The organism is Frigoribacterium sp. MCBA15_019 (genome assembly GCF_001864945.1).
Taxonomy (GTDB): Bacteria; Actinomycetota; Actinomycetes; order Actinomycetales; family Microbacteriaceae; genus Frigoribacterium.
The window spans coordinates 1-21,590 of record NZ_MJGS01000003.1; the positions used below are offsets into that span (position 1 = coordinate 1).

At 65.4% G+C, this 21,590-nt stretch carries 20 protein-coding genes and 1 tRNA gene; 10 read left to right on the top strand and 11 right to left on the bottom strand.

Annotation, left to right across the window (positions count from 1 at the left end; genetic code table 11):
- Window positions 1-328: 328 nt before the first annotated feature.
- The 3 genes from BIV04_RS06675 to BIV04_RS06685 form a co-directional block, all read right to left on the bottom strand.
- Window positions 329-1,234, bottom strand: coding sequence for an ABC transporter permease (locus BIV04_RS06675; protein ID WP_071255493.1), 906 nt, complete (start codon window positions 1,232-1,234; stop codon window positions 329-331).
- A gap of 113 nt (window positions 1,235-1,347) precedes the next feature.
- Window positions 1,348-2,409: an aliphatic sulfonate ABC transporter substrate-binding protein gene (locus BIV04_RS06680; protein ID WP_071255363.1), complete on the bottom strand. Its 1,062-nt coding sequence runs from the start codon at window positions 2,407-2,409 to the stop codon at window positions 1,348-1,350.
- On the bottom strand, window positions 2,406-3,392 hold the full coding sequence (locus tag BIV04_RS06685; RefSeq protein ID WP_071255364.1) for an ABC transporter ATP-binding protein: 987 nt from the start codon (window positions 3,390-3,392) through the stop codon (window positions 2,406-2,408). Before BIV04_RS06685 ends, BIV04_RS06680 begins: the two co-directional genes overlap by 4 nt.
- A gap of 179 nt (window positions 3,393-3,571) precedes the next feature.
- Here BIV04_RS06685 and BIV04_RS06690 point away from each other — a divergent pair.
- From BIV04_RS06690 to BIV04_RS16730, 4 genes are all read left to right on the top strand, one after another.
- Window positions 3,572-3,648 (top strand) — tRNA-Pro (locus tag BIV04_RS06690).
- A 671-nt stretch (window positions 3,649-4,319) separates the two neighbouring features.
- Complete coding sequence (locus BIV04_RS06695) at window positions 4,320-5,444, top strand: DNA cytosine methyltransferase (RefSeq protein WP_071255366.1); 1,125 nt, start codon at window positions 4,320-4,322, stop codon at window positions 5,442-5,444.
- A gap of 31 nt (window positions 5,445-5,475) precedes the next feature.
- Window positions 5,476-8,397, top strand: a complete 2,922-nt coding sequence (locus tag BIV04_RS16430; protein ID WP_083396229.1) for an ATP-binding protein — start codon at window positions 5,476-5,478, stop codon at window positions 8,395-8,397.
- The gene (locus tag BIV04_RS16730) at window positions 8,336-10,120 is read left to right on the top strand and encodes a response regulator receiver domain (protein ID WP_143048591.1); all 1,785 of its coding nucleotides are present in this window, start codon (window positions 8,336-8,338) and stop codon (window positions 10,118-10,120) included. Before BIV04_RS16430 ends, BIV04_RS16730 begins: the two co-directional genes overlap by 62 nt.
- 502 nt (window positions 10,121-10,622) lie before the next feature.
- Here the strand turns inward: BIV04_RS16730 and BIV04_RS17085 are convergent.
- The gene (locus tag BIV04_RS17085) at window positions 10,623-10,778 is read right to left on the bottom strand and encodes a hypothetical protein (protein WP_177174781.1); all 156 of its coding nucleotides are present in this window, start codon (window positions 10,776-10,778) and stop codon (window positions 10,623-10,625) included.
- 9 nt (window positions 10,779-10,787) lie between these two features.
- On the bottom strand, window positions 10,788-11,786 hold the full coding sequence (locus BIV04_RS06700; protein WP_255364190.1) for a hypothetical protein: 999 nt from the start codon (window positions 11,784-11,786) through the stop codon (window positions 10,788-10,790).
- Between the two features lie 356 nt (window positions 11,787-12,142).
- On the opposite strand from BIV04_RS06700, the gene BIV04_RS06705 reads away from it, so the two are divergent.
- Entirely contained in the window at window positions 12,143-12,667 is a 525-nt protein-coding gene (locus BIV04_RS06705) for a hypothetical protein (protein ID WP_143048592.1), read from the top strand.
- 50 nt (window positions 12,668-12,717) lie between these two features.
- On the opposite strand, the gene BIV04_RS06710 is transcribed toward BIV04_RS06705, so the two are convergent.
- Together BIV04_RS06710 and BIV04_RS06715 are read right to left on the bottom strand one after the other, a co-directional pair.
- Window positions 12,718-13,344, bottom strand: coding sequence for a uracil-DNA glycosylase (locus BIV04_RS06710; RefSeq protein ID WP_071255368.1), 627 nt, complete (start codon window positions 13,342-13,344; stop codon window positions 12,718-12,720).
- Window positions 13,345-13,433: 89 nt separating this feature from the next.
- Window positions 13,434-13,979 (bottom strand): dihydrofolate reductase family protein, encoded by a 546-nt coding sequence (locus tag BIV04_RS06715; protein WP_071255370.1) that lies wholly within the window; start codon window positions 13,977-13,979, stop codon window positions 13,434-13,436.
- 121 nt (window positions 13,980-14,100) lie between these two features.
- On the opposite strand from BIV04_RS06715, the gene BIV04_RS06720 reads away from it, so the two are divergent.
- The 3 genes from BIV04_RS06720 (at window position 14,101) to BIV04_RS06730 (ending at window position 17,606) form a co-directional block, all read left to right on the top strand.
- Window positions 14,101-16,053 (top strand): hypothetical protein, encoded by a 1,953-nt coding sequence (locus BIV04_RS06720; protein WP_143048593.1) that lies wholly within the window; start codon window positions 14,101-14,103, stop codon window positions 16,051-16,053.
- Window positions 16,044-16,781: a hypothetical protein gene (locus tag BIV04_RS06725; protein ID WP_218141831.1), complete on the top strand. Its 738-nt coding sequence runs from the start codon at window positions 16,044-16,046 to the stop codon at window positions 16,779-16,781. Before BIV04_RS06720 ends, BIV04_RS06725 begins: the two co-directional genes overlap by 10 nt.
- Window positions 16,782-16,868: 87 nt before the next feature.
- Window positions 16,869-17,606, top strand: coding sequence for a hypothetical protein (locus BIV04_RS06730; RefSeq protein WP_071255374.1), 738 nt, complete (start codon window positions 16,869-16,871; stop codon window positions 17,604-17,606).
- A gap of 147 nt (window positions 17,607-17,753) precedes the next feature.
- Here BIV04_RS06730 and BIV04_RS06735 read toward each other — a convergent pair whose 3' ends face one another.
- A complete protein-coding gene (locus BIV04_RS06735; protein ID WP_071255375.1) occupies window positions 17,754-18,242 on the bottom strand; it encodes a GNAT family N-acetyltransferase in 489 nt (162 codons plus the stop codon).
- 177 nt (window positions 18,243-18,419) lie between these two features.
- On the opposite strand from BIV04_RS06735, the gene BIV04_RS06740 reads away from it, so the two are divergent.
- A complete protein-coding gene (locus BIV04_RS06740; protein ID WP_071255376.1) occupies window positions 18,420-18,770 on the top strand; it encodes an SdpI family protein in 351 nt (116 codons plus the stop codon).
- A 175-nt stretch (window positions 18,771-18,945) separates the two neighbouring features.
- Entirely contained in the window at window positions 18,946-19,560 is a 615-nt protein-coding gene (locus BIV04_RS16435; RefSeq protein ID WP_083396231.1) for a G5 domain-containing protein, read from the top strand.
- A 212-nt stretch (window positions 19,561-19,772) separates the two neighbouring features.
- Here the strand turns inward: BIV04_RS16435 and BIV04_RS06750 are convergent, their stop codons facing one another.
- The 3 genes from BIV04_RS06750 to BIV04_RS06760 all read right to left on the bottom strand — a co-directional run bounded on the left by BIV04_RS06750 (window position 19,773) and on the right by BIV04_RS06760 (window position 21,555).
- Window positions 19,773-20,054: a hypothetical protein gene (locus BIV04_RS06750; RefSeq protein WP_143048594.1), complete on the bottom strand. Its 282-nt coding sequence runs from the start codon at window positions 20,052-20,054 to the stop codon at window positions 19,773-19,775.
- An 11-nt stretch (window positions 20,055-20,065) separates the two neighbouring features.
- Window positions 20,066-20,350 carry a hypothetical protein gene (locus BIV04_RS06755; RefSeq protein WP_071255379.1) on the bottom strand — a complete coding sequence of 95 codons (285 nt, stop codon included), beginning with the start codon at window positions 20,348-20,350 and terminating at the stop codon, window positions 20,066-20,068.
- 224 nt (window positions 20,351-20,574) lie between these two features.
- Window positions 20,575-21,555 (bottom strand): amidohydrolase family protein, encoded by a 981-nt coding sequence (locus tag BIV04_RS06760; RefSeq protein WP_071255381.1) that lies wholly within the window; start codon window positions 21,553-21,555, stop codon window positions 20,575-20,577.
- Window positions 21,556-21,590 lie beyond the last annotated feature (35 nt).

Consider the following 21,590-nt stretch of genomic DNA (forward strand, 5'->3'; position numbering starts at 1 on the left):
GCAGGAGGCGCGGGCCGGGCAGGGTGCGTGGGGTGCGGACGGTGCGTGCGCAGGAGGCGCGGGTCGGGCTGGGTGCGCGGCGTGCGGACGGTGCGTGCGCAGGAGGCGCGGGCCGGGCTGGGTGCGCGGGGTGCGGACGGCAGGCGGTCGGCTTGCATCCCGCCACGAGGTAAACACGCCGCCACGCGATCTCGTGGCGGCGTGTGTACCTCGTGGCGGGGTGGGGCGGGCCACGACGCCAGGAAGTGGTCACCGCGCCAGGACTAGTCCTGGCGCGGTGACCACCTCCTGGCGTCGTACGCGGGCGGCGCGGCTGCCGGCCCGCCGCCTACCGCCAGCGGCGCAGCGCGACGCGCTGCACCACGTTCAGCACGGTGTCGCTCAGCGTCCCGAGCAGCGCCAGCAGCACGATGGCGAGGAAGATCCGGTCGACGCGTCCGTTCGACTGCGACTCGGTCAGCAGGAAGCCGAGGCCCATCGACGACGCGATCAGCTCGGCCGCGACCAAGAACAGCCACGCCTGCGCCAGCGCCAGCCGCAGCCCGGACACGAGCGACGGCAGCACGGCCGGCAGCTGCACCCGGGTGAAGAGCGACACCCGCCGCAGGCCGTAGGCGCGTCCGGCCTCGACGAGCTGCGGGTCGACGTGCCGCAGCGACCCCGCGACCGTGGTGAACACCGGGAAGGCCGCACCGATCGCGATCAACGTCACCTTGCTGTCCTCGCCGATGCCGAGGTACAGGATCAGCAACGGCACCCAGGCCAGCGACGGCACCGCACGCACCGCCGCGATCGACGGTGCGAGCAACGCCTCGCCCACCCGCGACAACCCGACGACGGCGCCGACGACCAGCCCGATCACCGATCCGACCACGAACCCGATCAGCACCCGCTGCACCGAGATGGCGACGTAGAGGCCGAGCTGACCCGTGGCGGCGAGGTCGACTCCTGCCCGCACCACGTCCGCGGGGGACGGCAGGCGGTACGAGGGCACTCCGCCGACGGTGGTGGCGAGCACCCAAGCGGCGAGCACGGCGGCCGGCACGAGCACCCCGAGCAGTGCCAGGCGGCGGGGAGGGGTCGCGCCCGGGGTGCCCGGGCGTCGCGGGGCGAGCGACCCGGACGAGGAGGCGCGGCGTCCGTTCTCGGCGACCCGCGCCTCCTGCGGTCCGGTCGAGGAGGTGCGGTGCGCGTCGGACGCGACCCGCGCCTCCTCGAGGGGGGTGCCGGTCACGGCGTCCGTGACGTCGCCGCGCCGGGCTCCGTCGACGACGGTGCCCGAGCCACGCGTCGCCTCGGAGCGGACGACCTGGCGGGCGTCCGCCTCCCGGCCGCTGAGGTTGTCGCTCACGAGGTGGACGCGGCCTTGGCGTAGCTGTCGTCGAAGAGCGAGTCGAGGGCGGCGTCGACGTCGTCCTGCGAGGGGACGTCTCCGGACTCGACGAGGATCGGGCCGACATTCTCGAGGACGGCCTGCTGGTCGGCTCCGGGCGCGGGGTCGATGTCGAGGTGGGTGCGGTCGATCACCGTGGTGGCGACGGCAGGGTCGATCGCGGCGGCCTTCGCCAGGATGGCGGCGGTCTCGTCCGGGTTCTCGAGCGCCCAGGCGCGGGCCTTCTCGTACGAGTCGACGACGACCTGCGCGACGTCGGGCGACGCCTCGAGGAACGACTCGGTGGCGTTGAGGAACCCGTAGCTGAGGAAGTCCACGTTGCGGTAGAGCAGCTTGGTGCCCGACTCGGCCTCGCTCGCGGCCATGATCGGGTCGAGCCCGGACCAGGCGTCGACGCTGCCGTTCTCGAGGGCGGCGCGTCCGTCGGCGTGCTGCAGGTTCTGGATCGTCACGTCCGAGGCGCTGAGCCCGGCCTGGTCGAGTGCCTGCAGCAGGAAGAAGTACGGGTCGGTGCCGCTGGTCGCGGCGATCGTCTTGCCCCGGAGGCCTTCGACGTCGGTGATGGTCGAGTCGCCGGGGATGACGAGGGCCGACCACTCGGGCTGCGAGTACACGTCGATCGTCTTGATGGGGGAGCCGTTCGAGCGGGCGAGCAGCGCGGCCGAGCCGGCCGTCGAGCCGACGTCGACCGCTCCGGCGCGCAGCAGCTCGTTGGCCTTGTTCGAGCCGGCCGACTGGGTCCAGTTGACGGTGACGCCGTCGCCGAGGGCGTCCTCGAGGTAGCCCTGGTCCTTCACGACGAGGCTGAGCGGGTTGTAGGTCGCGAAGTCGATGTCGAGGGTGTCGGTCGACCACTCGCCGTCGCTCGCGCCGGTGCCTGCCGCGTCGGCCGAGCCGGTGCCCGCGTCCTCACCCGCGACGCAGCCGGTGAGGAGGAGGGCGCTCGCCGCGGCGAGGGCGAGACCGCCGGCCCAGGAGGCGCGGGTGCGGGTGGTGGGGGAGGTGCGGAAGGTCATCGGTTCGTCTCCGTGCTGTCGGGGGCGGTGCGGTGGTCGGGTGCGGTCTTGGTGCCGGTGTGGTCGACGGTCTCGGTCGTAGCGCGTGCGGTCAGCGTGTTGGTGATCGAGTTGCCGGCGTGGACGCGGTGGACGCCGAGGTCGGCGAGCAGCTGGAGGCGCAGCTCGGCCAGGGCGGGGTCGTCGCGGTCGCGGGGTCGGTCGCCGGGCACGGTGACGATGCGCTGGATGCTGGGAGCGCCTCCTGCGGTGTCGGCGTGCGCCGCGCCTCCTGCGGTGGGGTCGGCCGCGCCCGTGGCGCCGGCGGGCGGTTGCTGCGAGAGGTCGGCGAGGACGACGATGCGGTCGGCGAGGTAGAGGGCTTCGTCGACGTCGTGGGTGACGAGGAGGACGGTGGTGGGTTCGGCCCGGTGGACGTCGAGCAGCAGGTCGTGCATGCGGAGGCGGGTGAGGGCGTCGAGGGCTCCGAACGGTTCGTCGAGCAGCAGCACCTTGGGGGCCCGGGCGAGGGCGCGGGCGAGGGAGGTGCGTTGAGCCATGCCTCCGGACACCTGGCGGGGGCGGAGGCCGGCCGAGCTGCCGAGTCCGACGAGGTCGAGCAGTTCGGTGATGCGGGCCCGGCCGGCGGCCTTGTCGGGTTTGCTGCCTCGCTCACCCTTCGGCAGGCCGAGTTCGACGTTCTGGCGGAGGGTGCGCCAGGGCAGGAGGCGCGGCTCCTGGAACGCGATGGCGCAGCGTTGGTCGGTGGGCCGGGTGGGGGAGTCGTCGATGTCGACGGTGCCGGAGTCGGGCTGATCGAGGCCGCCCACCTGGCGCAGCAGCGTCGACTTGCCGCAGCCGGAGGGGCCGACGATGGCGATGATCTCGCCGGCCGTCACGTCCAGGTCGAGGGCGTGGAGGACGGGGCGCTCGCCGAAGCGCCTCCCGACGCCGCGCAGACGGATCGGCAGGGCCGAGGAGGCGCGGATCGTCGAGGTGGGCATGTCACGACGGTAGGTGGGCGGGGTGCCTGCCGTCCCGTGCGCTGTAACGGGGCGAAACACTCCGTTCGGACCGCCCTGCCCTGGCTCGGTCTCAGGCACCCCCATTCATCGGCTATAGTTGTGGGGTTGCCTCGGTCGGGGCAACACCAAGACCCGGGTTGCAATTCGAACCCGGATCTCGGGCTGTGGCGCAGCTTGGTAGCGCACTTGACTGGGGGTCAAGGGGTCGCAGGTTCAAATCCTGTCAGCCCGACCAAAAGAGGTGCAGGGCCCATGGCTAACTTCCGGTTTCTATTTGGGCTGGCCGGAAACTGCGTGATTGTGTCGCTTGGCGGCGGAAATTTTTACTCCCTGCCTCAGTCTTAGGCTTGGGCGGGTGCACCACGTGTATGGACTCACGTCCCGTCCTCCTATGGCCGGACTGATCCGCATATGCCGAAACGACGCTGGGCTCCAATTCGGGCTAGTAATCTGTAGAGCTGCATGAATGACGCGAATTTACCCCTCGTGCCCAGACTGCTCAGCTCGGTACCCGATACCTACGCTTCTTGAGCCTTTATTGCGGCGTCGAGGCCAGGTCTCCCAGTTGATGACTGGTTATGCGACTTCACATCGTGTCGCAGCGGGTACTTCTTAATATCAGCGCGCGGCGGACTTACCCAGTCGAGAGCCCACGAGCAAATATGCGACTCTAAGTCGCACTGGTTTTGAATCCCGCGCGATCGAGTCCCAGCTCGTCATTGCACTCCGAAGGGCAGCAGTTCTTCTGGATCTCGCGTCGTGGACGCCATGGGGGGCTCCTGGCGCCCCATTTTATAGATCGCGGCGCTGAGCGTGGCTTGCGCTAAACCCGGAGGGGACAGCCCGGTCGAACTCGGGTTTGGGCCTACCTCGAAGTGACGGTTCAGGTGGCTAGGCTTTCCGATCATGAGCCGTGTCCCGCTAAGACCCTCCGACAAGCCAGGTAAATCCCGATCTATTAAGGTCTTAGACCTGTTCGCTGGTGCTGGGGGACTTAGTGCCGGTTTGCGGAACGCGTCAGCTCGGTATGAGACGGTCAGAGCCGTGGAGCTCGACCCTGCCGCAGCCGCTTCTTATGAGGCCAACCACGGTGAAGGGCTCGTCTACCAGGGCGCAATTCAGTCTTGGTTGGAAGAAGAACTCGTCCCGGAAGTTGACCTGGTGGTCGGCGGACCGCCTTGCCAAGGCTTTTCAACCCTCGGCAAGCAAGACGTCGAGGACGAACGCAACGACCTGTGGAGGCACTATGCCGAAACGGTCCGACGCGCCAATCCGCGATACTTTATAGTCGAAAACGTTGCTGCATTCGCCAAATCGTCTCAATTCACGGACTTTATTCATGAAACCGGACCAAACGGGGTGCTCAGTGAGTACAAATTCAAGTATCAGGTACTTAATGCGGCTGAATATGGTTCACCGCAGTCTCGCAAACGTACGGTGATACTCGGCTGGCGACGAGATCAGGTCGAGCCAAACTTCCCAATACCCTCACACGGTGCCAAAGCCGGAGCAGATCTTGTGACGGTGCGGCAAACCTTCAGGGATCACGGTGTTACCCCCAACCCCTCGCTTACGGACCTCCCCGCGCCAGGTCACCGAATGCGCCAGCGTTCCTCGATTCAAGGCCCTTTCGCATTACGAGACCTCCACTTGACTCGCAACTATTCTCAGCTTTCCCTGGATCGGTTCGAATGTATTCCCGTCGGAGGGAACCGATTTGATATTAAGGAGGACCTGCTGCCCCCGTGTTGGCGAAAACATACGTCTGGCTCGGGAGATGTGATGGGAAGGCTCCACTTGGATAAGCCAGCCGTCACCATTCGAACCGAATTTTTCAAACCCGAGAAGGGCCGCTACCTCCATCCGACGGAGAACAGGGCAATCACGCATCTCGAAGCAGGTCTTCTGCAGGGGTTCCCATCGTCGTATATGTTCTTCGGCAGTAAGACTTCGATCGCAAGGCAAATCGGCAATGCTGTGCCTTTGCAGCTGGGACGGGCGCTAGCCGTCGAAATGCTGCATCACCTTTAGCAAGTCGCCTGACAGAGAGAAAATAAGTTCAATGGGGAAATTTCGAACCAGCGCCAGGTCAGTCGACATGCTTGGTCGACAGCAGATTGCCGGTATACCCACGGCAGTCTCCGAGATCTTCAAGAACTCGTACGATGCTTATGCCCATGCAGTTCGAGGAGACGTTTTCTTTGATCAGCGGATTCTGGTCATTCGCGACGATGGCGTGGGAATGACGCCCGAGGATTTCGTATCGCGATGGCTCACGGTCGGCACAGACAGTAAAAGTCCAGGTTCATCCTTGCCTCCGGTTACACGGCCAGCCGGCATGCAGGTGCGCCGTCAGATGGGCGAGAAGGGTATCGGACGTCTGGCCATCGCGAGCACCGGACCGCAACTACTAGTAGCTAGTCGGTCTCTCGGCGCAATTGGGTCGAGCGAGGACTGTATCGTCTTCGCTCTTGTGCAGTGGACAATGTTCGAGATTCCGGGTTTAACTCTAGATGATGTCATCGTTCCAATTCGGCGGGTGGAAGCAGTGGGTGATCTCACTTCAGCTCTGCTGAAAAGCATGACTGATGAAGTTAGAGACGGGATTGAGAAACTTGCAACGCGCATCCCGTCGGCCTACCGCGAACGCATCTACGATGAGCTCGACCATTTGACCTTCGAGCCCCATCACTTCGTGACGATGAACGGACCCAGTTTATCTCGCGGATCAGGAACTGCATTCATAGTCGCCCCGGTTTCTCCCGATGTGGATAGCGTCATGGAACCAACCGAGCGAGACGACGAATTTGCAGTTAGTGAGTTCCAAAGGTTTCTCCTCGGATTTACAAATTCGATAAATATGTCGGCCGAAACCCCAGAGTTTAGTACAGAGTTTATTCGGCACTCCGCTCGTGGTATCGAAGATGTCATCGACCCGGGAACATATTTTTGGGAGGGAGAAGATTTTGACCTCACTGATCACCTAGTTGAGGGGAAGTTCGATGCCGATGGCTCATTCTCAGGCTCGCTGAGTATCTACGGAGCTGAACCAGTCGAGATAAGGGAGCCCTGGAAGGGGTCAAAGGGTCGGCCGACTGCGTGCGGGCCTTTTGGCATCAAGTTCGGTTACGTGCAGGGCCAAGCTTCAGAGTCTCGGCTTCAGCCGAGTGACTTTACCCAGATGACCCGTCGGCTGGAGAAGATCGGTGGACTGTATGTTTACCGCGATGGCATCCGAGTTCTCCCTTACGGCAATTCTGATAAGGACTACCTCGAAATTGAAAAGCGGCGCTCACTAAACGCTGCCACTTACTACTTCTCATACAGACGTATGTTCGGGGCTATTGATCTCAGTAGCGACCAGAATCGACTCCTTCAGGAGAAAGCTGGTAGAGAAGGCTTCCGCGAGAACCAGGCCTACAGAGATTTTCTCAATGTGCTACAAGGTTTTCTCATACAACTTGCAGCAAACAACTTCTCTAGCAAGGCCGCCACGGCCGAGGAGTGGCGCGCAGAACGCCAGAGAATCAAGGAACGATCGCCGGGTGTTCTAGAACGTGAGCGGAAGGAACGTGTAGCTCGGCAGAGGCTTCTCGCTACGGTCGAGGATCGACTTTCGTTCCTGGAACGCGGTCGACTCGAAGAGCAGCTTGAGCGGGTGAGAGATGAGATCAAGTCTTACAGCGTGGGTGCCGGCTCAGGGGCGTCCGACGATATAACTGAACTTGAGAGTCTTGTCCGCGATCAAGTCAAGGAGGTCCGCGATTTTTTGCTCGTCGCGAGGCCGCCCGAACTGGCGGTATCTCGGGATGAAGAAAGAACCTTATCTTCTTATGGTGTCCTGATGCAGGATGCCGCCGAGCGAATTCAGGCGTTCGCGACGGAAGTAGACGCCCTCCTCATGGACACTACTTCGACTCGCTCGAGAGGCAGCGACCGGGAGGAGCTAGCCCAAGGTCGAGTTCGTCGAGTTCAAGCGCTGGGCGAGCAGCTAGACCTCGAGATTCAAACCAGCGTGGAATCCGTCAAGGCCTCGGTCACAGCATTTGTGGACGCCATCTCGTCTGAACTTCGAGAACGCGAGGAACTGATGCGTAGGGATGTAGAACTACTACGTGGCGATTCCCAGTCTTTTTCATTCGCGGACGAGTCGACTGTGAGTGTGGAGCTAGAGGCTATCTACTATCGGCATCGGACTGCTCTCCAAGACCTCGAGTGGAGGGTGCAAGAGGCTCACCGCCAAAGCGACACTGCAATCGAGAACGTGAGCTTGAAAGAGCAGGTCATCGACCTACGTGAGCAGATTGACGCCAACGTTGAGATTCTGCAGCTTGGGCAGGCCGTTCAGGTCGTGAGTCATGAATTCGAGGCGAGTATTCGTTCCGTCCGTCAAGGACTGCAGTCTTTAGCTCCATGGGCTCGAAGCACACCCCGACTGAAACCTGTCGTCCGGGATCTCCGCGCATCGTTCGCTCATCTTGACGGATATCTGCGACTGTTCACTCCTTTGCAGCGCCGGCTATATCGAGAATCTATTGTCTTGACCGGCTCGGAGATACGCGGCTTCCTAAACGGCGTGTTCAATGAACGGCTCGCCCGGGAGGGCGTTCGTATCTCCTTTACTGATAGTTTCGATGCTTGGGCGGTGAGGGGTTTTCCTAGCACCTTTTATCCTGTCTTCGTCAATCTAATTGACAACGCCATTTATTGGGCGTCCACGGGCTCAAACCCCGATGCTCGAATTGTTGTGGATTCGGACGGAAAGAGCGCGAGCGTTTCAGATAATGGGCCGGGCGTTCCAGAACGCGACCGAGAATTCGTGTTTGAACGCGGATTTGGACGACGTCCGGGTGGTCGGGGAATTGGACTTAGTCTTGCCCGAGACTTATTAGCTCGAGATGGGTGGGACCTAGTTCTCGAAAATGATCTCGAAGGCACCACCTTCAGAATCACTGATGCCGGCGGGCTTCCTGATGTCGAGTAGAGGTCCGGCCGTGGGAGCAGCGGCGCAGTTCCTTCAGACAGTGGTGGTCGTTGACGACCGGGCATATGAGAATCTGGAGGGTTCTGTCGTCGAGGCGACTTTGGGGGACGAGGAGCCGGGCGGTCGCGCGCCCACCTTTCCCGGAGGTGACCTCGATGACACGGAGAACGATGACCTTGACGGGGACCTTGTGCTGGATCCGGAGGAGTTTGCGACTAGGACAATAGTCGATGGATTCGCGGACGTAGGGATCTCTTGTTCGGTTCTCGCGCCAAGCCCGGATGATGAGCCTCGCGATAACGACCGGTTGTTGACCTTGGCCTCTAGGAGCGACGTCGTTGTCCTCGATTGGACTATTCGTCCCTCCGTTGCCCGAACAGTAAGCAACCGTGAGAGTCAAGCCACAAATGCGACTAGCCTGAGTCTAATATTAGGAATTTTACAAGCTGATGCTGTGCTGGGCTCGCGTCTTCGACTAATTTGTGTATACACGGGTGAAAGCGACTTCGATAGAATGATGGGGGATGTTTCCGAAGGTATCGAAAAGACGTTCCCAGATGCCGCGATACAGATCAGTAATCGTAGAATTGACTTTGCAAATGCTCGAATAGTCTTTCTAAGCAAAGAGCGCCCGATTGCTATACATGGTCTTGACAGTGTCAATGCACATGACCTGCCAGTTCGCGTTGTCGACGAGTTCACAGACCTGGTGGCGACTGGGTTGCTGCCTGAATTAGCACTGAATTCTCTTTCCGCCGTACGAATGTACGCACACAGGTTGCTTGCTCGCTTTAGCCACGATTTAGATCCTGCGCTACTTTCACACCGCGCCCTGACATCGTCTGCTGATGCGCACCAATTTGCTTTGGCTCTCATCGGTGACGAGCTTGGGGCCCTTGCAGCTTCGGCGGGGGTGGGATCTGCCTTCGACATGGATCGCATCGAGCGGTACCTGGACGACAGAATGCAGGGGCGGTCTAACGCTCGTCAATGGATGGGCCTCGATAAGGGTCGTTTCAAGGAATACAGCATCGAGGACGCTAAAAGCGCACTGCTCAACGGGGTTGGTGTTGACCTGCTAATCGAGGGATCGCGGAACAAGAAGGTTGATAAGAAGGGAAGCTTGACCTCCTTCCTTTTCGACGATAACAAGGTTGATGCTTGGCAAGGTGCTCTGACCGTTGATTATTCCTTTGCCAAATTGTCGTCCATGGCGCGCGATCGCGCATATGAGGGTTCTCATAGCATTGCCCCCCAGCTCCAACTCGGAGCCATTTTGCGAGAGGGCAAATCTTTTGAGGAGGGGGAAAACTTTGTTGGGCCGAAGTATTCGCGGTATTGGATCTGTTTCCAGCCGCTCTGCGATGGAGTTCGTCTTCACGAAGCAACGGCATTTCCGTTTCTGCCGCTATCGAGTCTTAGAAAAAACCAGGTTAAGTTCGATCTCGTTGTCCACCATGAGGGGCATGACATACCGCTAGAAATTAGGCAGTCGAAGCTCGCTGCCATGGATCTCCCAAAGTTCTCGCCAACGAATAGTGGGTCTGTAGTAGCCGCGTGGACAGACCAGGACTGGGTCTTTGTGAGTCAAGATAATCGTCAATTTGCGTGGATGGGCAATGTGCGTTTGGATAAGGCGCATAAGTTGCTACACAGTATTGTGAATACGGCTGGTCGCATAGGTATCGACGAGTACGAATACTATCGTAGACAGATGTCTTAGTTGACGTTCGTGTCTGACACCTTCGAGTCTGATCCTGGCAGCAGGGCCTCTCCGCTTCTTATTACCGTTCCTGGTCGTTGATTTCATGCCTCTGTAGCCGAGGGGATTACGCGCTCGAGGGGCGCCTGTCGCGAGGTTCCCCTCCTGCAAACTCCTGACCGTGGATCGGCGACAGAGACGCCATCGCTGAACGTCATCATTGCGAGAGGCGAATGGTGAAGCTCGCTTGTATCTGGAAATAGGGAGGATGGGAGGGTGTTCGGCCGTATTGCTAACTGCGGCTCGCAAGCGAGGTTTGACGGGCAACATGTCACGCACGGCGCTGTCTTGCCTAGGGCGGGAGGGCATGCGGAGTCGTGTTACTTCGGCTGGGTTGCAGATCGTCCTAAAGTGGGAATCGTGAGCGACACTTACGTATGCTTGATGAGCCTGTAGGCAATGGCCTCCGAGATCGCGGTGTTCTTGATGTCGGCATCATCAATTCCATCTACAGGGGTGGGACCTAGATCGCGGCCAGGTTGTTGACGGTCTCGAATGCGAGCTCGATGACGCCATCTGAGGAGACGAGCACGAGGCCCACCTCGATCACGCGGTGACCGTGCTGCGGCGAGAACAGGGTGGTTTCGAAGTCGATGACGGCAAGGCCCTCGTACGCCATAGGTGCGGCTCAGTCGCTCTTTTGCCAGCGGCGGGCTCGTTCGGCCAGTTTTCTGGTGACGGACACCGACGCCGACTTCGCTCGGTCGAGGGTCTCGTCACCCAACCGCTTGGCCGCATCGACGCCGTCCTCGCCTCGGTCTAGGGCCTTGTCGCGCATCTCGACGACCGCCGTGGCCCAGCGCTTGGCTTCCTGCATGTCGTGCGAGTTCTCGATGCCGAGACCGTCCTGGAAACGGGTGATCTCGGAGCCCACGTTGTTGCTCGACCTCACGATGGCACCCGAGGCGATGGGATGCAGTAGAACCTTCGAAGTGGCGAGGCCCGCTGCGGTCTCGAGACGATCGACGAGGAGCTCGGTTCGTTGTGTGATGACCTCTAGGCGTTTGTTCCGAGCTGCCGTGAGGCCGAGTCGGTGACGATCGAGGTCGTCCGGGGACGCATCGAGGACGCGATCGAGTTCGAGCACGGAGAGGGCATCCTGCAGCTGGAAGCAGCGAGCCAGCACGGCGAACCACTCCTGCGCCTTCGACTCGACTTCTCGGGTGGCGTCCTCGAGATCGGAGATCTTCTTCTTCTCGAGTCCCTCGGCCAGGGCGTCGAGTTGACGGAGGGCGTAGACCTGCGTGCGAGCGATGGTCGTCGAGGTGGTGTGGACCTTCGACCACGTGATCTCGGACACGCGCCCTACCTCGCCGCGAACCGTCATGGCGTCGTCGATCACCAGATCGACGCCGACCATGTCGGCGAGAACCGCATCCTTCTGTGCACGGAGGACGTCATCGACCTTGGCGTCGATCTCTTCGAGATAGTCGCTGATCTCGTCCATCTGCTGCTGCATGGCGATCTGGGACATGAGGCCTGCGGCGCCGGCGAGCATGGCGGGGTTGGTCAAGGTTCCCACCCCACCGCGGCTGAACTCAATGAGGCCCTTGATTTGCCCATTCTCCGTCAGGACGCCCCGGCTCAGGCCTTTGCTGGTGCCCTTCATGACGTCGTACTTGTTCATGGCCGCAGCTGATTCCTTGGTCAACTTTACCCAGCGACCGGAGTTCTCGGCGATCTTCGCGCCGGCGTCGAGGACACCGGATGCGATGAGCGACGGCTTTATTCGACCTAGACCAAGGTCTCGTGACGACAGCCCCTCGGCGGCGAGGAACCGGTCGACGGCCTCCGGCGGTCCGACGATGGCGACGCCGTCTCCGTCGCTGATCAGCTCGATGTCGTCACTCATGGGGATACCTCCGGGGCGGGGACGTTCGCGCCCTCGGGTGGGCGGTCACGGGTCGGGTTTGAGTTGACAATAGTTCACGTGTGGCTTGCGCCAGGACCGGGCGTATTGCCATGGTCTGCCATGATCGGCGGATGACTGAGGCCACTGGTGATGCGAGCAGTGCTGGCTTGCCCGAGACGACAGACGCGATTGCCCTACCCGCCGCCTGGAACCGTTCAGAACTGGAACGACTTGGCTTCAGCGGTTTCGTGCCACTCGTCGGGATGGACCGGTCCCTCCTGCCGCGCCGGCACGGGGTGTACGTCGTGCTCTACGAAAGTGAAGAGCGTCCCGCCTTCCTAGCCTCGAACGTCATCACGAAACGGATGCCGTACGACCCCGTCCATCTCGAGGGGAAGTGGTTGATGGGCGCGTACGTCGTCTACATCGGGAAGGCCGAAGGTCGCGAAGGTCTTCACACCAGGGTCGGTGCCTTCAGCCGCCAAGCCGAGAACCACTCGGGTGGCCGCGCCTTGTGGCAACTCGACATCGCCGGCGACCTGTTGGTGGCGTGGTTGGAGACACCAGGCGAGTCGGCTCTGGCGGTCGAGAAGTCCTACCTGGAGGCTTTCAAGGCTGAGCACGGCAGCTACCCATTCGCCAACAGGCGGGGCTGACCACAGACCCTGAGGATTCAGCGTCACGCAGATGCCCACGTCTCCTGTTGTCAACGTGCGAGTTGTTCGCTGACTTCTTCGAAGGCGCGCTCTTGATGAGCGACGCGACGACGGCGCTCCTCAGGGTCAGGGTGGAAGAGTGCCTGCCTCCCCGGATGGATGGTGGCGTGAATCGAGAAGCGGTCCGCTAGATGGGGTTGGAGGGAGACGGTTCGCCGCCAGGCTTTCTCCGCATCCCGACCTTGGAGAAGGACGACCTCGACCTCCGGCGTGAGTTCAAGAAGTTCGACGAGAACGCCTGCCCCGGCCTTCGACTGCCGAGCACTGGGCGCCGCGTCGATGTACCAGGGGTAGGCATTCCGCGGCAGGACGGTCCTGACCGGAATGCCGTAGCGATCGAAGAGGTGAGCCATTCGCTCGGCAGTCGGGTCGTCGTTCTCGACACTGATGAAGCCCGAGCCGACCCCGAGCTGAGTGGCCGGGCCCGGATCGCGCAAGATGCTGATCACCCGAGCGTCGATGCCGCCGTGGTGAGGCGGGACGTAGGGCACCCAGCCACGTCCGTCGCGATCCCGGATGCTGTCCACGAAGGCGTTGATCGGGGCGATGTGGGGCGCCGTGAAGGCCCGTGCGGTCTGGTCAGCGTGGAACGCAGGATCGGCCATCTGTCGGGACATGTCGCGAACCTAGCAAGGCGACGTGCGTCACCGCGATGACCCGCGCCTCCTCGGGGTGGCTGCCTCTTCTGAAGTGACGGCAGCGAGGCTCAGGCCCGAGGCCGGTACGTCGTCGCGACGGCGCCGGAGGCGAGGGCGTGGCGGGCGGTCGGGGTGAGGCCGAGGGGACGAGGGAGGCCAGCGAGCAGGTAGGGGCCGTGGCCGGCGACCCAGGGGTGGACGGTGAACTCGTACTCGTCGACCAGGCCCCAGCCGACGACGTCGGTGGCGAAGGCGGAACCTCCGAGGCGGAGCGGGCCGCCGGGACGGCTCTTCAGCTCGAGCACCGCCTCACGCACGTCGCCGCCGAGCAGCCCGGCGTTCCAGTCGACGCCCTCGAGCGTCGCCAATGCCACGTACTTCGGGATCTCGTGGATGGTCCGGGCGAAGTGCTGCATCCAGTCGGGGAACGCGTCGGAGGCGGGCGGACGCCAGGACTGCTCCATCAGCTCGTAGGTGACCCGACCCAGCAGCAGACCGTCGGCCTGCGCGAGAGCCTCGGCGGCGAGCTGGTGGACCTCGGCATCCGGCCGGCCCTCACGGTGATCGATGCAGCCGTCGAGCGTGACGTTGACGGAGTACGTGAGCGTCCTCATGCCGGGGATGCTGGCTCTGCTGCGGAGGCGCCACCAGAGGTGCCCCCCAACCAGGGCACCGGCGGGCAGTCGACCCTGCGGATCGTGCAGAACTGAGGTATCCACGCCTATCATCAGGGGCATGGGGGTTCATTTCGACGACGCTGCCGCGTCCGCGCTGATCAGGGTCGCGCGGGCCGCAGACGACGCATTCACAGGGCAAGGGACGACTCGGCGCAGCGCCGCCGAGACGGCCATGGACGGCTTCAGCGGGGGCTACGCCGACCTCTTCCGCGTCGCGTGCGCGACCGAGTCCGAGGAGCGCGGCCGACTCGCCCACGCCATGGACGACCTCGCGCAGCAGGTCGAGAGAGCGAGACAGCAGGCCACCGCCGAGAACGCCCGCCGCGACAAACTGGCCTCGTGGCAGGCGCGCGACACCGAGCGCGACGACCGGAACCGCGCCTCCTTCTTGGGGGATCTCGTGGGCGACGTCGAGGAGTTCTTCGACCCCCGACCCACCACGCCTCCCGTCTCGCCCACGCCGATCTCGGTCGCGTTCTCGAGCACCCAGCGCACCCGGACGAGCAGCGGCAACGGGTCCGGCACCAGCAGCGCCACGACCGAGAACCTGCGGACGTTCGTCGTCCAGGCGAAGGCGTGCAACATCGTCCTGCGTCAGCAGCTCGGCCTCGTGTCCGATGCCTGGGCACGCTTCGTCGGCGGCAGCTCGTGGGTTCCGCTCGGGACCGTGTCGTTCGTCGACGGCGGGTCGCGATTGGCCGACGAGAACGACGAAGACGTCGCCTGGGTCGAGCACATCGCCACCGCCTTCGAGCAGGCCGGCAGCGGCACGCTCACCAACCGCTCGCTCGACCTCGCCGTCGCCGCCTTCCTCGAGGCCCAGGGCAACGACCCGGTCGACCTGCTCTCGCACATGGACCCCGAGGTCGCGGCCGCGTGGCTCGCCGCGAACCCGAGCGTCCTCGAGGGGCTCGTGACGTCGCCGCCCGCATGGGGCACGCCGTCCACGATCCTGCAGGCGATCGTCGCCGCCGAGCGCGCCATCGGGGCCGACCCCGTCCACTACGCCTCGGTGTTGCAGCAGCTCTACGTGACGCGGGCCGCCGAGAAGACCGGCATCGACCTGGCGACCTGGGACACCTCGCGGGGTGCCCCGGCCTTGATGGGTCAGGTGGCCGGATCGTACGAGTACTACGCCTCGCTGTACCTCGACAACCCCGACTTCACCTGGGCCGGCATGGCCAACCTCGTCGGGCCGGACTTCGCCGCCGGGTTCCTCGACCTGCACTCGTTCCGCGACCACATCGCGACGATCGCCCCGCTCCTGCCGCCGTCGATGCGGCCGCTCACCGACCAGGTGGCCCAGATGGGTGACGACGAGCTCGCCTTCTACGAGAAGACCTTCCTCGACATGCAGAAGAACATCTTCTACGACGCCTCGACGATGCACGAGGCATACCTCGCCGACGGCATGGCGGGCATCACCGAACTACAGGCCGCCGGGCTGCTCGAGGGGCCGAACCAAAGCGAGCAGCAGGCCGCCGTCTCGTCGCAGACCACCTTGCAGGCCTGGCAGGACATCGACACCGGCATCCGCACCGGCCGCACCGACCTCGTCGACTCGGGTAACGAGGCGCTGCTCTATCGTGAACAGCACGACACGATCCAGCGCAGCTACGACCAGATGCGCGACCACGAGCCGACCGGGGAGGCACTGACGACCATGCTCGGAATCGTCGGCGACGCGTCCATCCCCGACACCAAGACGCTCGGCCAGTACGAGGGCGGCTTCTCGGTTCCCCTCGACTACGTGCCGAGCCTCCCGGGGGTCCAAGGCCAGATCGAGACCTTCAACATCCCGACCACGAACATCTCGGAATTCGACGTGCGCTGGGACTACATCGAGAACGACACCCTGCCCGCCTGGCAGGAGCTCGCACACGGCGACCCCGAGCGGGCCCGCGAGCTCGTCGGCGGTTCCGTTCCCGACCGCATCGACGACCGACGTCTCGACCACCGCCTCGGCGGCCTGCTCGACGACCTGCACGACACGGAGTTCGTATGGCAGTGAGCCGCACCCGCCGCCTGGCCGTGACCCTGGTGGTCGCGACCACGGTCGGCCTGCTCGCCGGCTGCACACCCGCAGCCCAGCCGACCCCCAGCACCTCCAGCCGACCCGACGGAAGCGAGCCCGCCGTGAGCCACAACGGTCCGCAGCCCACAGCCATGACCACCGAGGACGGCGTCGAGGTCTGGGACCTCACCGTGCCGCCCAGCGCCGAGGCCTTCGGCATCGACACGAGCGACGGCTCGTCGTCACGGGTCCGGCCCGGCGCGTACAGCTCGTCGGGCGGCGGGGGACGCCCGGTGCGGTTCCTCCTGCCGGGGGGCAAGACGGTCGACGTGCGCGCCAACGAGGTGATCTTCCAGCTCAACGACTCGCCCGAGGGGGTCACCGATCCCACGTCCGGCGAGGTGCTGGTGCCCGCGGGGCGCAAGTTCTCGCTGCGCGTCGACGCGCCCGCCGCCGAAGGGGCCGAAGCAGGCGTGGCCGCCTACCAGGAGGCGCTGGCTGCGGTGGGACTGCCTGCCGACACCGTGGACGAGTTGCGACAGAAGATCGACACCGGTCCGACCGGCCGGCCGGGTGATGCCCCGCAATCGATGGGCGTCAGTGCGGACCTTCCCCGTCAGCAGGGCGTCGGGTTCGGGGTGAGCACGACGTTCCAGCCGGACTCGGACGACCTGGTGTTCTTGCTCGAGTACGACGCGGACTGGGACGTCGTCCCGATCCCGTGACGTGACCTCCGGTTGCTTCGATTTCGTCGTCTTCACGATCTCAGGACCATTCCGACTGCTCGACGACCTGCACGAGACGGAGCTCGCATGGCATCGACCCGAGGCCGCCGCCTGGCCGCCACCCTGGTGGTCGCGACCGTGGTCGGACTGCTCGCCGGGTGCACGCCCGCGGCCGAGCCTGCCCCTGGCACATCGAGTCGATCCGACGGACGCGAGCTGAGCGTGAGCCACCATGGTCCGCAGCCCACAGCCATGACGACCGAGGACGGGGTCGAGGTCTGGGACCTCACCGTGCCGCCGAGCGCCGAGGCGTTCGGCATCGACACGAGCGACGGTTCGACGTCGGGGGTGCAGGTGGGTGCGTACAGCTCGTCGGGCGGTGGGGGGCGCCCGGTGCGCTTCGTGTTGCCCGGGGGCACGTCCGTCGACGTCCGGGCGAACGAGGTCACCTTCCAGCTCAACGACTCGCCGGAGGGTGTCGACGATCCGACGACCGGCGAGGTGCTCGTGCCCGCCGGGCGGTCGTTCGGCTTGCGGGTGGACACGCCCGCCGTGGAGGGAGCCGACGCCGGTGTGGCCGGCTACCAGGAGGCGCTCGACGGTCTCGGACTGCCCTCGGACACCGTCGGCGAACTCGAACAGAAGATCGCGGCCGGTCCGACCGGCAGGCCGGGCGACGCCCCCGAGCGGACCGCCGTCAGCGCCTCCCTCCCACGCGAGCAGGGGATGCAGTTCGGGGTCGGGACGCGCTTCCGGCCGGACCAGGACATCACGGTGTTCCTGCTCGAGTACTACGCGAACTGGGACGTCGTCCCGATCCCGTGATCCGTTGCCCGTCACCCCGCGAGCCTCGCGAGTCGCCCATGCGGCCGGGGGTCGAGTGGTCGCGAATGGTCCTTCGGGCAGGGGTGGAGGACGATTCGCGACCACTCGACCACGCGTGATCGACGGGGAGAAGGTGACCCGCGCCTCCTAGGGGGCCGTCGAGCGGAAGCCCGCGAGGGGGCGCGACCAGGCGACCTCGCGGGCCAGCTGGCCCGTGGCGCGGAAGAGCTGCACCTGGTGCGTGTCGGGGAGGGCCGCGGCGAGGGCGTCGCGGTCGGCGGGGGTGAAGCCGAGCTTCTGCCAGAACGGTCCGGAGCGGCGGGAGAAGAGCCAGGCGTGGCGGGCTCCGTGCGTGGCGGCGTCGATGAGGGCGTGGCGGGCGAGACGGGAGCCCGCGCCGCGCGTGCGAGCGGCGGGGGCGACGGCGACGCTGCGGATCAGGGCGTGGGCGCCGTCGGCGCTCAGCTCGTAGCCGGTGCTGCCGACGACCGTGCCGGTGGCGTCGCGGTCGCCCCAGAGCCGGAGGCGCGGCGTGGGGGAGTCGAGACCGGCGAGGGTGAGGTCGGCGGCGGCGAGGAAGGCGCGGAGGTCGGCTCGGGCGTCGGCATCGGTCGGGTCGATGGGGACGAGGGGCATGGGGTCATTCTTCCGGGGGCTTGGTGGGCTCGTGGGGCTCGAGTGGGCAGAAATTGTCCTTCGGGGGCGGCGGAAGGACACTTTCTGCCCACTCGATGACGCCCGGGCCGGCCACGGCGCATCAGAACGGGCCGCTCGGGGGAGTCGCGCGAGCGGACGCCGACCTAGCATCGAGGGATGCTGTTCGTCGTCCCGCTCATCGTGTTCGCCGCGTGCGCCGTCGTCTTCGGGACGACGCTCGCCGCCGCCCGAGGCCGGCTCGGCGTGAACCACCTCGCCGGCATCCGGTTCCGGCACGTCATGGCGTCGCCCGAGGCGTGGCAGGCCGGGCATCGTGCGGCACTCGTGCCGGTCACGGTCGGGTGCGCGCTCGCCGTGGGATCGATCGTCGTGCCGCTCGTCGTCGGCCCGTCGGAGGAGGCGATCGCGTTCTGGGCAGCGGGGAGCATGATCGTGCTGTTGTTCGGGACGCTCGTCGGGGCATGGCGGGCGGATCAGGCGGCCACGGACGTGCTCGCCTCGTCGTAGGGCCTTCGCGCTGTCGCATCGGTCTACCCCTGGACGGGGGCTGTCCTTCCGCGGGGATCGACCAGATGCTGTGGATGCCTCACGAACGGATCGTCAGGTGTCGGGGGGAACGACGATGACGTTGTGGTGGAACAGGCTCACGAACACGGGCCGGGTGTTGATCGCGTGTGGCTTCATGGCCTTCTTGCTGGTCGTCGGAGGTGCGGCGAACGCGGCCGCCATCGGTGCCTTCTCCGGGGCAGGCGAGGCCGCCGGCCCGGACGGTGCGGCGCAGCCCTTCGTCGCCGTCGACGCCACGACGAGCCCGACCCCCACTCCGACTCCCACCCCGGTCGTCAGTGTCACCCGCGTCGACGAGAGCGAGAGCGTCCCGTTCGAGTCGGTCTCGGTCGACGACCCGAACCGCGACGTCGGCACCAGCGCCGTGACGACCACCGGACAGGCAGGCACGAAGGTCCACACCTACGAGGTGACGACCACCGACGGAGTCGAGACCGCCCGCACCCTCGTCAGCGAGACCGTCACGGTCCCCCCGGTGTCGCAGGTCACGAGCGTCGGAACCCGCGTGCCCTACGTCGCCCCGGCACCCGTCGCTGCACCGGCGCCGGCTCCGGCTGCGGGTGGGTGCGACTCGAACTACTCCGGGGCGTGCGTCCCCGTCGCCTCGGACGTCGACTGCGCCGGAGGCAGCGGCAACGGCCCCGCGTACGTCCAGGGGCCGGTCACCGTCGTCGGCTCGGACGTCTACGACCTCGACCGTGACGGCGACGGGATCGCCTGCGACCGGTAGGCGCTCGCCGAAAGTGCCTCCGGACGAGGGTCGAGTGGTCAGAAAGTGTCCTTCGCCCGCGGCGGAAGGACGTTTTCTGACCACTCGATCGCGCCTGCCTAGCCGGGGGCCATCTGGCCTCCCAACGGGGGCTCGTCTGCACGTCACGTGTCGCCCTACCGTGTGGGCAGGGGGAATCATGTCGCCCGTTCGGTAATCCGGTACGTACCGGATCACCGTCCGAACGACGACACCAACCGCACGGCCATCGCGGTTACGGCCGCGACGCCCGCCGCGACGAGCGCGAAGGCCGACCACACGGCGAGGTCGGCCTGTTGCAGTCGCAGACCCGCGAGCAGGGCGACGAGAGCGCCCGCGGCGACCGCCGTCCAGAACACGAGGGCCCGGGTGCCCCACTGGCGGAGGTCCGTCCGGGTACCTCGGGGCGCCCAGCGCACGACGGCCAGAACGGCCGCGGTGAGCAGGGCCGGGACGAGCGCGACGAGGTTGATCATGGACGACCCGATCAGGAGGCGCGGCTCCGGCGCCTCGGGACGGCCCACCGCACCAGCACGACCAGTGCGAGCACGAGGGCCGTCGCCAGGGCGGCGAGTCCGAAGGTCCCGAGCACGGCGGCCGTGGTTCGACGGATGGTCAGCCAGTCGACGGGTGGCTCCGTCGAGTACCGGACGCTGCCCGTCGGGCCGAACGGCGTCCAGACGAGCAGCACGGCCACGCCGTAGGCCACGGCACCGACGATCGCGGCGACGACGGCCAGGCGGCCGAGGCGGGGAGTGGGCGGGGTGGCCATGCGCACAGACTAGGGCGCGGCACGGAGCCGGACGGAGTCCTGCTTCGAGGGTCACCCCGGTCACCCCGGTCACCTCGGTGACCTCGGTCACGCCGGTCGTCCGGCGCGGTCGAGGACACCGAGTGGGCAGAAGATGCTGCTCGGGGGCTCGGGACGAGCACCTTCTGCCCACTCGCGCGAGCACCGGGGTGACGGGCGCGGGCGAACCGACCCGCGCCTCCTTCTCAGACGTCGATGCCGAAGAGGCGGGCCGCGTTGCCGCCGGCGAAGGCGTCACGGTCGGCGTCCGTCGCGAACTCGGCGAGGAAGGCCTGCACCTCGTCGCCCGTCGGGTGCTGGAAGGGGTAGTCGGTCGAGAAGAGCAACCGGTCGATCGTCGTCACCTCGAGCGCGTGCCGCAGCAGTGCCGGCTCGAACATGCCCGACGCCGTGATGTGCACGTTCTGCCGCACGTACTCGCTCACCGTGCGATCGAGGCCCGCCAGCCCCGACAGCCCGTCGGCACGGCTGAGCCAGAACAGCAGCAGCTCTCCCCAGTGCCCCAGCACTATCTGCAGCTCGGGGTGCCGGTCGAACGCCCCGCTCGCGATCAACCGCAACGCCGCCGTCGCCGCCTCGAGGTGCCAGCCCCACGCGAACGTCGACAGGGCCAGCCCCGTCAGGTCGCCGAGGCCTCCGTACTGGGCCGCGCGCACCTCCCGCGTCGGGATCTGCGGGTGGATGAAGAGCGGCCTGCCGAGCCGAGCCGCCGTCGCCAACAGGTCGTCGTACCGAGCATCGTCGAGGGGCACGTCACCGGTCCGGCCGTAGACCATCGCCCCCACGAAACCGGCCGCGGACGCCCTCTCGAACTCTCCCGACACCGCCTGCGGGTCGGCCATCGGCAGGGTCGCCAACGCCCGGAGGCGCGTGGGATGCCGCGCCACGGCCTCCGCCGCGAGGTCGTTCAGGTCTCGAGCGAGCCGACGCGCGTCGGCCGGCGGCAACGGCCCGGTCGCCGGGGGAGCCACCGACAACACCTGCACGTCGATGCCCTGCTCGTCCATCGCGGCGATCCGCCCGTCTCCGACGTCCTCGAGCCGGGCCAGGTGGTCACCCCGCTCGTTGAACGCGAGGCTGTCGTCCCGCAGCTCGGGTGGCAGCGACTCCAGCGCGGCCTTCAGCTCGGGGGTGGTCCAGTGCTCTTCGATGCCGATCAGGGGCATGGGTGGCTCCGTTCGCGAGGACGGTTCGGTGGGTT